This window comes from Devosia sp. Leaf64 (assembly GCF_001421945.1).
Taxonomy (GTDB): Bacteria; Pseudomonadota; Alphaproteobacteria; order Rhizobiales; family Devosiaceae; genus Devosia.
On sequence record NZ_LMLO01000020.1, the window covers coordinates 7,780 to 19,113 of the forward strand.

The following is an 11,334-nucleotide window of genomic DNA, read 5'->3' on the forward strand; positions in this document are numbered from 1 at the left end:
GTCTTAAGGCTTCATAACGTCTGGTTTGGGTAGTTCGCATTAAGGCTATGACTTAGATGGGGTCGGGAGCTGCTAGTCGGAAACGCGCCCCATTCCAGCCCTTCAAGCCCCATTATTGATTTCCCGAAAGCTGACGGACTGCTTAGGTCTGGGGTGTAACTTTCTATGCCTGCGCCACTCGCAAACTTGGGCTGCTCACATTGGTAAATCATCCGCACTCGACCTCCATCCCTAAGGACATCGAACTGGGATCAAGCCGAACAAGCGTGACGGCCTGAGCACCAGACCGCCACGCCTAGGGATAGGAATGATCAGAATTCTGACCAGTCATCCTTGAGAGCAACGTTGCCTTGGGTGAGGTAAGAAGACGCTGCCGCCTTACCCTTCGGCATGACGCGAGCCGGCCGGCTCTGAGGCGCCGACATGCGATGCGAAATGGCTTCGATGGTAAAAACATCGACAATCCGGTCGAGTTCACTCGCCTGGTTCTCGGTCTGCTCGATAGCCGCATTCACCTGTTCAACGAGAGCCGCATTGTGCTGGGTCATCTCATCCATCTGACGAACAGCGGTGTTGACCTCGGCAATGGCTGAGGCCTGTTCTCCACTTGCGCGGGCGATATCATCAAGTAGGGCAGTGTTCGCGCGAAGTCCTTCCATCATAGCCTCGAGCTTATGCGATGCATCAGCAACGAGCCTTGAGCCAGTTCCAACTTCCTGCGCACTTTGCTCTATAAGAACCTTTACCTCGGAAGACGCTTGAGCGGCTGACTGAGCAAGCCGCCGCACCTCGACAGCGACAACGGCGAAACCCTTCCCTGCTTCGCCAGCGCGAGCAGCTTCGACGGAAGCATTGAGCGCAAGCAGGTTTGTCTGGAACGCAATGTCGTCGATCATGCCGATGATGTTCGAGATTTTTGAAGACGATTGCGTGATGCGTTCCATTGCGGAGTTAGCCTTGTCCATAACGACCCCGCCTTCTTCCGCCGACTGCGACACTGCAGTCGCTTTCTGGCTGGCGTCGGATGCTTTTCTAGCATTCTCGGTCACGGTCTGGGAAAGCTGCTCCATCGAAGCCGAAGTCTCTTCGATCGTCGCAGCCTGGCGCGTCGTGCGCTCCGAAAGGTCATTCGCGCCGGCAAGGATTTCGCTCGTTGCCGATTTCAAAGTGCCTGACGTGCCGCGGAGTTGACCGACAATGTCGGTCAAGCGATCAGCCACTTGATTGACGTCCGCTTTGAGTTTGGCGAAAGCGCCACGGTGTTGGCCGCTCATACGGGTCGTCAAATCGGTGTTAGCGAGTGCGCTGAGCACCATAGCCGTTTCGCTTAGTCCATTGTCGACACTCTCGAGGAGATCATTCACCGAGTTCGCCAAAGAGTTCAGCTCGGCGTCAGGGAAAGTAGCGGGAACACGCTTTTTGAAGTCGCCTTCAATCGCAGAATCGACGACATCGCCGAATGCCTGTTGCAACTCCATCATCATGTCCTGACGAGCTTCCTGGTCGCGAATAATGCGAGCAGCCTCGGCTTCGGTCATCTGGGAAACCTTGAGGCCGTTTTCCCGGAAAACTTCTACGGCTCGGGCCATAGCACCGATTTCGTCGCGGCGCTGAGTGCCTTCGATCTGGGTATCAAACGCACCTTCAGCGATCTGCGCCATATGGCTATTCAGCTTTGCCATCGGCCGGGCGATCGAGCGCGCAACCACAATGCCCGCTGCAAGGATCGCCAAAATTATGCACGCGGTGATGATTGCGCCACCAAGAACCGACTGCCAGAAAATGGCGTCGACCTGGGTGAAAAGGATGCCTGAAGCAATGCTCCAACCCCAAGGTGCGAAGCCCTGGGCGTAAGCAACCTTATCGGCAAGCCCGCCCTCAGGCTTTGTGAAAAGGTACTCTTTGAAAGCTGAGCCATTGGCTTTGACCGCCTCGACCATTTCCTTGATGTAGAGCGTACCGCGACCATCTTTTTCGACAGCTCGATCCGATCCCTGCTTCTCCGGCTTTGTCGGATGCATCAGCATGACGAGGTCGTATGTATCGACGAAGAAATATTCGTTGCCCTGATACCGCATGGCACGCAACGTCTCGAGTGCCATGGATTTAGCCTGATCTTCCGTAAATTCCCCCGCTTGCGCGCGGTCATAGAAACTCTGCACCGTGCTCACGGCGGTCTGCACAACACTTTGCAGCTCGGTTCGCTTGAAATCTTGTAGCGATGACCGCTGGCTGTAGAGTTGGTAGGACATCACTCCCAGAAGGCCAACAGCGAAGATAGCCAGTAGACCATACAAGCGACGTGAAAGGCTGGCGGTGAAAAAGCTTGGCATTTGAAATCCCCGGATCGCAATCCGAGCGTCGACGCAGGGCGCATCGGTAGTCATCGGTCGCACCACCTAAAATGCGTGCTTGTGCTTAAGCCGATGTGAATAAGCTCAGTAACCTAAGTCAATGACTGATCTGGATTTCAGCAAGCAAGTTGGTCGTCACCATTATGAGGCATCGCGGACCAAACGACGGATAACAGTATTTGTGGGCCGCACATACGCAGCTTACCAACTTTGGGGGATGTGGATAACTAACCAACAGGCGATCGCATACTGATCCTCCAACGTGGCCCTTTCCAGTTTCGTCGGAACGCCCCTGAGCGCCTTGCGTGTTTGGATCCTGGCTTCAACGGGCGATAATCACAAAGACCGGCTGCTTTTGAGGAAACGTTAGGGGAGCGCAAATGTCCCCAATGGGGTCGAGGCCATGTGAGAACTCGGCGCACATGATTGCTCAGGGTGTTTGCTGCGACGCGCTTCAGCTCCGTTCTTCCCGCTATCGCCTTAAGGGTGTAGGCAACGCCGGCAACGGCGATGGCGCGCTTGATGTTGCAGTCGAGCATTGCCAGGCTGGCTTCTGCGGCAACGCTCTGGAGCCCCCGCGTTCGGAACTGGGGGCGCCCATCTAGCCCTTGATGGTTCCGACGGCGACCTGCTCGGCCGTACAGCGACGGACTGCCATCGCTTCTGGCATCACTTCGAACCGGCGCTCCATCTCATCGAGCACCGCCTCATGCTCCCGTCGTCGGATGCGCTTCTCCTTGCCAGCCGTACACAAGGGCGGGATGGGCATGCGCTGCAGGCCATCTGATTGAAGCAAACGCTGATAAGCCTGCCGCCCGCGACACGGGCAAAGCGCTTATGCAGCTGTTGGCCGGCAGGGCACCGGTAGGTGTCTGTCTCTGGCTGATAATCGAACGCGGCCTTGCCCCAGAAGCCTCGCGCTTGAGCCGGTGACGTATTGAGCTTGGCACCATGGGGATGATGCCGGCTTCGCGCGGGAGCGGATCTGCTCGCCCTCTTAGTAGCCACGCTCGGGAAGGGCAATCATCTCGGGGGCGTCGATCTCGGCCCGTGCCGCCGGCAGAAAGCTCGCCTGATGACGGTCGGCAGCCTAGACAAAACGTCCCATCTCGCACCCCCGAAGCATTATCAAATCATAGCATTGTCAGGAGGTTTCACACAGCCTCGGGTCGAGACCAGACGGTCGGTTGAGCGCCCCATTCCAGCTGTTTAGGCCGCGTTTGGATTTCCCGAAAGCTGCCGGTCGGCTTAGGTCGCCGCCACATCAAAAACGGGGTGGTTTGCGGACCGGCAGCTTTTGGACGACCAGGCAACAGAAGCCGACTCTTTTGTAGGAGCTAGGGGCCAATTATTCTGACTGAATTTCGGGTGACACAATTATCACTATCTAGAACTTGTCAGAATCAAGCAAACGATTGCAGTGCACCTGCGCCTTAGCGAAGAGTGCAAGTCACTTGGTGTTGCTGCGAGGACCCTGGACATTTAGCTCGCTTGAAGTTGCGATCAAAGCGATCAGGTCCACACGAGTTCAAGCTAACTCCGTCCGGACTGAGCTTTCTCAAAAAGCAAACCCGTGACATCTCGCTTTCGAACCAACGCCGCACAGTCTGCATCATCCGGTTCGAACGGTCCTCGCGCCACGCCAGAAACCAGTGACCATTGCGCGCTACCATGCCGAGCGGCGCGATCAGCCGGTTCTGCTCCAATGCATCCCAAATGGCAGGGCCGGGGCCAATAGCCACCCCCTGCCCCGCCTCTGCCGCTTGCACGCTGAACGATAGGCTGTCGTACCAGACACTTTCCTTTTGCGGCAGCGACACGCCTGCCTCCCGCGCCCAGTTGGTCCACATATCGGGCGGCCAACGGATGTCGAGCCGAGGCATTTGCCACAACTCATCCGCCCCAGCGGCATTATCGCGCGTAATCATCGGGCTGATCACCGGCCCAAAAGTTTCGGGCGCGACGGGGCTGACAACCATGCCGGGGATGTCGAGCAGTTTGCCAACGCCCACATAAATATCGATCGACCGATCCGCAGGATTGATCTCTCGCGTCCAGGTGGTGATCCGCACCGACACGCCGCCCAATGCTTTTTCAAGGCTCTGCAGGCGCGGCACCAACCAGCGCAAAAGGAACGTATCGGGTGCAGTCAGCATGATAGTCGATTGATCATGGAGAGCCTTTAGATGCTCGGTCCCCCGATTGATCGAGGCCAATGCCTCGGTCAGTGTTGCTGCAAAGGTTACGGCGGCGGACGTCAGTTTGAGCGAGCGATTACCGCGCTCAAACAGCGGCACGCCCATTTCGTCTTCAAGATTCTTGATATGCCGGCTGACGGCACCATCCGATACCCGCAATTCTTCGGCCGCACGCTTGATGCTGCCGAGCCGGGCAGCGACCTCGAAGGCTCTCATGGCGTTGAGCAGATGCAGCACGATTTGCCTCAGGAAAAGTCAACTGAAAGCCAAAATAGTCTGCTGTCGCGCTCCTGTCATCTGTCCTAGCGTCAGCTCAATATTTCGAGGCGCCATCGGGCTGAGGTCACCCCTTAGGGCCTTAGCCGCGACACCTCAGCAAAGCTGAGCTATTGGAAGAGTTTGCCGTTTTGAGTGACATTCATCGTATCATTATCGACTGCGACCCTGGCCACGACGACATGGCGGCGATCCTCCTTGCAGCCTCGCACCCGACGATCAAGCTCGAGGCGATTACAACCGTGTGCGGCAATGCTCCGCTGAGCCACACGACCAATAACGCGCTGCGCATCGTCGACGCCTTTGACCTCAACGTACCGGTATATGCCGGTGCGGAACTGCCCCTACTGCACCGCTATGCCTTCCCTGCCGAGTTCCATGGCCCAAGCGGCCTGGACAGCGCAGGTGAGGAACTGCCACCGGCAGAGAGCAAGGCGCAATCCCAACACGCCGTCGATGCCATTATCAAACGCGTCGAAGCCTCGCCCGGCGAAATAACCCTTGTCGTCATCGGGCCGATGACCAATCTCGCGCTGGCCCTGGCGCTGCGTCCGAGCCTTGCGCAAACGCTCAAGCAAGTGGTTTTCATGGGCGGTTCGGCAACCGAAGGCAATGTCACCCCGGCAGCGGAGTTTAACATCTGGGCTGATGCGGAAGCCGCGCGGATCGTCTTCCGATCGGGAGTCAAACTCGTCATGTTCGGCCTCAACGCGACGCATCAGACGCTCATGCGGCGGGAAGACGTCGCCAAAATTCGAGCCACTCAACCGGGCAGCAATCCGGTTGCCGATATCATGGATTTCTATTGCGGCACCTATTACAGCTTCGCCGGTGCAGACAAGCCGGGCGCCCCCATGCATGACCCCTGCGCCATTGCTTACCTGATCGAGCCCTCGATCTTCGAACTCTCCGAACGCCCCGGCGAAGTTCTCGTCAGCGCCGACGAGGCCTACGGCCAAACCCTGATCGACATGCGCCCGCAAGATCCGGCGCACGACAAGCGCATCAAGAACGTCGCCGTAGCCATGAAGGCAGATCCAATTCGCTTTGCCGCGCTGGTCACCGAAGCCCTAAGCTGGGCGGCCGGCCGATTTTCCTCAACCAGATAAAGGGTGCCTCAGATGAAGACCAAGACCTTCGCCATCGCTGCCGGCCTTGCTGCCAGCCTTCTCGCCGGCACCGCGCTGGCGCAGGACAAGACGCTCACTATGGTCGTCATTGAGGGCGGCGATACCACGGCCATGCAAGCGGTCGTCGACGCCTATAAAACCGATCATCCTGGCGTTACAATCAATCTCCAGTCCTATCCCTTTGCCCAGTTCTTCCAGGTCGCCGATTTGCGCTTGCGCTCGGCCGACGCCGGTATCGATCTGGTCTATGTCGATGCCCCGCTGCTCGCAAGCTACGCCGCGCGCGGCTTCCTCTCGCCGATCGACCCAGCCATAAGCACCGATGAACTCGTGCCTGCCGCAGTGCAGGCCGGACAATATGACGGCAAGCAATATGCCCTGCCGATCAACAATTCGGCCCAGGTCCTCTATTTCAACAAGGGACTTTTCGAAGCCGCCGGCATCACTCCGCCCGCCGGCCTGACGAAGGGCGAGAACGCCACTCAAGCAGAAGTCGACACCCTTGCGTCAAGCGAACGCTGGACCTGGGAACAGGTGGCTGACGCCGCCCAAAAGCTCACCGTCAAGGACAATGGCCGCACCACGACCTACGGCTTCACGGTCGAGCAGTTCGGCGAACTCTACCAGCTCCAGCCTTTCGGCGAGTCCCTCGGCAGCCCGGTGATCGGCGAAGACGGCTATACCGCCAAGGGCTATCTCGATAGCGAAGCCTGGACCAAGGCTGCAACCTTCTGGAGCGACCTCTACAACAACTGGGCGGTTAGTCCGAAGAGCTTGGGATACGGCGAAGCAGCGTCCCTTTTTGGCAATGGCCAACTCGCCATGTTTGCCGGCGGCACCTGGAACCTGCCGATTCTTTCGGCCACCGACATCGACTTCGGTGTCGCCCCCTACCCCTATTTCGAAGGCGGCTCTGTCGTCACTCCAACGGGCTCGTGGTATGTCGGTGTCAATGCCGCTTCTGCCAACCAGGCCGAAGCCATGGATTTCGCGAGCTATCTGACCACCAGCGACGCAGGCACCAAGGCATGGTTCGACAGCCTCCAGCAGCTGCCGACCTATAAGCCGTTGCTCGACACGATCAGCACCTCGGCCGACTATGACGCCTTCCCGCAAAACGTCTTCCGCCTCGGCGTCTATGACTCGCTTAATACGGCGGTGGCCCGCCCGGTTACAGCCGCCTATGGCCAGTTGCAGGATGCGTTCCGCACCGCCTTTGTCGATATCGCCAACGGCGTACCGGTTGCCGATGCGCTGACCAGCGCCGTACAAAAGTTCGAGTCCGCTGCGTCCCGCGTGGCGCAGTGAAGTCAAAGGGCGCCCGTTCTCCCGCGGGCGCCTCAGGGAAAACGACAATGTCCAGATCGCGCACGCCGGTCATGCTGATAGCCGCTCTTCTCGCCCCCGCGATCTTCGGACTTGTCGTTTTCCGCCTTTACCCCGTCGCGCTCGCTTTAAGCGATAGCTTCTTCAATATGGTCCGCGGCCAGCAGGTCTTTGTCGGCGTCGACAATTACCTCTCCCTCCTGTCCGATCAGACATTCTGGAAATCCATGCAGGTGACCTTCTGGTTCAACCTGCTGATCAACCCGATCCAGATCGCCTTGGCGTTGGGTCTCGCCCTGCTCTACGTGCAGAATTTTAAAGGCGTGACGCTTTACCGCGTGCTCTTTCTAATTCCCATCGGTGTTTCGCTGCCGACGGCTGTGATCATCTGGCGCATCATGCTGACCCAAGATGGGCTGGTGAATGGCCTCATCGGCATTGCAGGCATCTCCGCCCAGCCCTGGTTGACCTCGGAAAGTCTCGCGCTTTATTCCATCATCGCCATCGCGACCTGGAAGGGCATTTCATACTGGATGATTTTCATTATCGGCGGGCTGCAAACCATCTCGCCCGAGATTTATGATGCTGCCCGCATCGATGGCGTCAAACCCTGGCAGCGCCTGATTTTCATCACCATTCCGCTCCTCCGGCCCACCCTGCTCTTTGTGCTAGTGGCTGACGTGACGATCAATTTCCTCCTCTTCGCGCCGATCTTCATGCTGACCCAGGGCGGTCCTGCCGACAGCACCAATGTACTGATGTATGAGGCCTATAAGTCGGGCTTCATCTTCGGCGATATGGGCCGCGCCATGGCCATCATCGTCGTAGTGGTTGCCATCCTCCTCGTCATCGTCGCCGCTCAGTTCAGGCTTCTCTCCGGCGGGGAGGCACGCACATGAGTGCACGCAGGGTAAGACCGGGCAAAGTGCTGAGTTTTGGGCTCAAGCACCTCGCCTATCTCCTCATCGCGTTCATTTTCGTGCTGCCGCTCTGGTGGGCGATTGTCTCCTCGCTCCGCCCCAATGGCGCAATTTTTGCCGATATTTTTCCGTTTACGCCCAAGGCGCTTTTGCCGGTGCCCTTTACCACCGAGGCCTATACCGGGATCTTCGAGCGTGGCTTCGGCCTCATTATCGCCAACACCTTGTTGGTTGCATTCATCACCATGATCGCGGGCCTCATCGTCAATGGCGCCGCCGGCTTTGCCTTCGCTATGTTCGATTTCAAGGGCAAGAAGGTTATCCTCTCAGCCATCATCATCAGCTTCATGCTGCCTTTTGAAGCCATCGCGCTGCCGCTCTATACGGTAACGCAGCAACTAGGCTGGCTCGACAATATCGCGGCACTGATCGTGCCCAGCATCGCCAATGGCCTCGCGGTTTTCCTCTTTTACCAATTCTTCAGCCAGGTGCCGAAGGACTATGCCGAAGCCGCGCGCCTCGATGGTGTCAGCTGGATCGACATTCTCCTCCGCATTTACGTGCCGCTGTCCCTCCCCACCTGCATCAGTGCCGCCTTGCTGCTGTTCATTTTTCAGTGGGAAGCCTTTCTCTGGCCTCTTCTCGCCATGCCCAGCCAGCAGTTCAAGGTTATCCAGGTCGGCATGGCCGCCTTCCAGCAGCAATATCAAACCATCTGGAACCAGCTCTTTGCGGTTTCCGTAATCACCGCCCTGATCCCCATCGCCCTGCTCCTGCCGCTGCAACGCTATTATGTGCAGGGTCTTGCCGGCGCCGGTATCAAGGGCTGAAGGAGTTTTCCGTGGCGAGCCTCACGCTTTCAAACGTCCGCAAATCCTTCGGCGATGTCGACATCATTCATGGCGTCGATCTCGCCATCGAAAACGGTGAATTTGTCGTCTTCGTGGGACCATCCGGCTGCGGCAAGTCAACACTGCTGCGCATGATTGCAGGCCTCGAAACCGTCAGCTCCGGCGCCATTACGTTCGGCGAGCGCGATGTTACCGATCTTGACCCGTCCGAGCGTCGCGTCGCCATGGTCTTCCAGTCTTACGCGCTCTATCCCCACATGAGCGTGCGCGATAATATCGGCTTTGGCCTCCGCATGAATGGCCTTCCCCGCGCTGAGGTCGATCGCAAGGTTGCCGAAGCTGCCGCGGCCCTGCACCTGACCGATCTCCTCGATCGCAGGCCCAAGCAGCTTTCCGGCGGCCAGCGCCAGCGCGTCGCCATCGGCCGCGCCATCGTCCGGCAGCCGGAAGTCTTCCTCTTCGACGAGCCCCTCAGCAATCTCGATGCCGAACTGCGCGTCCAGATGCGGCTCGAAATCGCCCGGCTGCACGCCGACCTTGCCGCGACGATGATTTATGTAACCCATGACCAGATCGAAGCCATGACTCTGGCAGATAAGATTGTTGTGCTGCGCTCAGGCCGCGTCGAACAGGCAGGCTCTCCGCTCAGCCTTTATGATGCCCCTGCCAATCTCTTCGTCGCTGGCTTCATCGGCTCGCCCCGCATGAATTTCTTCCGGGCCGAGCGCAGTGCAGATGGCAAGATCCGCTTGCCCGACCATGGCAATGCCGCCGTGCCCATCACCCTCGCCACCGTCCCGCAACCAGACCAGGACCTTTTGCTCGGCGTGCGACCAGAGCATTTTGGCCCCGACCTGCCCGTGCGCCTCGACGTTACCGTCGATCTCGTCGAGCATCTGGGCGGAGCGTCCTATGCCTATATCGGCTCGGGGAGCACCCACCCGCTCACCATTGAAATGCGCGACGCACGCAATGTCGGCCGCGGCACCACGCTCGAAACAGGATTCGATCCCGCTCGCGCCTTTCTCTTCGACGCGAAAACCGGAGAGCGCGTGCGATGAATGACATTCAACCGAACACGGTAGCCGACCTTCCAAAGGTCGAGCTCCACCTCCACCTCGACTGCTCGATGAGCTTTCAATCCGTGAGCGCTCTCGTGCCCGACATGACGCCCGAGCGTTATCGGGCCGAATTCCTCGCGCCCAAAAAATGCGTCAATCTCGTCGATTATTTCCGCTACCTTGCCGCGCCACTGGCCTTGCTGCAAACCGAACATGCCCTTCGCATCGCGACCATCGATCTCCTGCGCCAGCTTGCCGATGATAACGTCATCTACGCCGAAATCCGCTTCGCCCCGCACCTCCACCAGCTCGAAGGCCTTCAAACCGAGCAGGTCGTCGAAATCGTGCTTTCCGCCCTCAATGACGGCAAAAACCAATATGGCGTCGAGGCTCGCCTGATCCTCTGCACCCTGCGCCCCGATGATACGGAGCAAGGCTTTGATATCCTTTCCCTCGCCGAGAAGTATGCTGCTCACGGCGTTGGCGGCATCGACCTTGCCGGTGACGAAGCCGGCTATGGCCTTGCCGAACACATCCCGGTTTTCCTTCGAGCTGCCGATCGTGGCGTCCGCATGACAGCCCATGCGGGCGAAGCGACGGGCGCGAACAGTGTCCGCGAAGTCATCACCGAGCTCGGTGTGCGCCGCGTCGGCCACGGCGTGCGCAGCATCGAGGACCACGCCGTTATCGATCTGATCTTGGAGCACGACGTCCACCTTGAAGTCTGCCCCTCGTGCAATATCCAGATCGACGTCTTCCCAACCTATGCGGATCATCCGGTCGACCGTCTCCGTCAAGCCGGCGTCTCACTCTCGATCAACACCGACGCCCGCGGCCTCACGGACCTGACGTTGCGGGAGGAATATCAACGGATGCACGAGATTTTCGGCTGGAATACCTCTCAATTCGCCGACGCTAACCTGAAGGCGCTGGACGCATCCTTTTTGGACGAAACTGTGCGCAACGTTTTGCGTCAACAAATCTGTACTTATCAGCGCTGAACCATCAGCCGCATCAACACATTTTTGGGGTGGAATGCGGAATGACCGCTTTTATTTTGTTGACTAGCGAACCGGACGTTTATTTCTATCGAGAAGTCGCGTGAAAACTCGATCAATCACGAAGCTGATGGAACAAATCATTCAGGCCGCGGACTGTCGCCAAATTTCACCACTGTCCGATCGCGGATATGTACCGCATCGCCAAAGCGACAGGGCC

At 58.3% G+C, this 11,334-nt stretch carries 8 protein-coding genes; 6 read left to right on the top strand and 2 right to left on the bottom strand.

The features are described from left to right. Positions 1 to 311 precede the first annotated feature (311 nt). Entirely contained in the window at positions 312 to 2,252 is a 1,941-nt protein-coding gene (locus ASE94_RS12785) for a methyl-accepting chemotaxis protein (RefSeq protein WP_162236091.1), read from the bottom strand. A gap of 1,535 nt (positions 2,253 to 3,787) precedes the next feature. After that, positions 3,788 to 4,789, bottom strand: a complete 1,002-nt coding sequence (locus ASE94_RS12795) for a LysR family transcriptional regulator (protein WP_062630729.1) — start codon at positions 4,787 to 4,789, stop codon at positions 3,788 to 3,790. A 170-nt stretch (positions 4,790 to 4,959) separates the two neighbouring features. Between ASE94_RS12795 and ASE94_RS12800 the strand changes: the two genes are divergently transcribed. Genes ASE94_RS12800 through add form a run of 6 tightly spaced genes read left to right on the top strand, consistent with a single transcriptional unit; the run spans position 4,960 to position 11,117 of the window. Beyond that, positions 4,960 to 5,937, top strand: coding sequence for a nucleoside hydrolase (locus ASE94_RS12800; protein ID WP_156352141.1), 978 nt, complete (start codon positions 4,960 to 4,962; stop codon positions 5,935 to 5,937). A gap of 12 nt (positions 5,938 to 5,949) precedes the next feature. After that, positions 5,950 to 7,266 carry an extracellular solute-binding protein gene (locus tag ASE94_RS12805; protein ID WP_062630731.1) on the top strand — a complete coding sequence of 439 codons (1,317 nt, stop codon included), beginning with the start codon at positions 5,950 to 5,952 and terminating at the stop codon, positions 7,264 to 7,266. 47 nt (positions 7,267 to 7,313) lie between these two features. After that, the gene (locus ASE94_RS12810) at positions 7,314 to 8,183 is read left to right on the top strand and encodes a sugar ABC transporter permease (RefSeq protein WP_062630732.1); all 870 of its coding nucleotides are present in this window, start codon (positions 7,314 to 7,316) and stop codon (positions 8,181 to 8,183) included. After that, entirely contained in the window at positions 8,180 to 9,034 is an 855-nt protein-coding gene (locus ASE94_RS12815) for a carbohydrate ABC transporter permease (protein WP_082461201.1), read from the top strand. Before ASE94_RS12810 ends, ASE94_RS12815 begins: the two co-directional genes overlap by 4 nt. 11 nt (positions 9,035 to 9,045) lie before the next feature. After that, complete coding sequence (ugpC, locus tag ASE94_RS12820; protein ID WP_062630734.1) at positions 9,046 to 10,116, top strand: sn-glycerol-3-phosphate ABC transporter ATP-binding protein UgpC; 1,071 nt, start codon at positions 9,046 to 9,048, stop codon at positions 10,114 to 10,116. Then, positions 10,113 to 11,117 (top strand): adenosine deaminase, encoded by a 1,005-nt coding sequence (gene add, locus ASE94_RS12825; protein WP_062630735.1) that lies wholly within the window; start codon positions 10,113 to 10,115, stop codon positions 11,115 to 11,117. Before ugpC ends, add begins: the two co-directional genes overlap by 4 nt. The last annotated feature ends 217 nt before the right edge of the window (positions 11,118 to 11,334 follow it).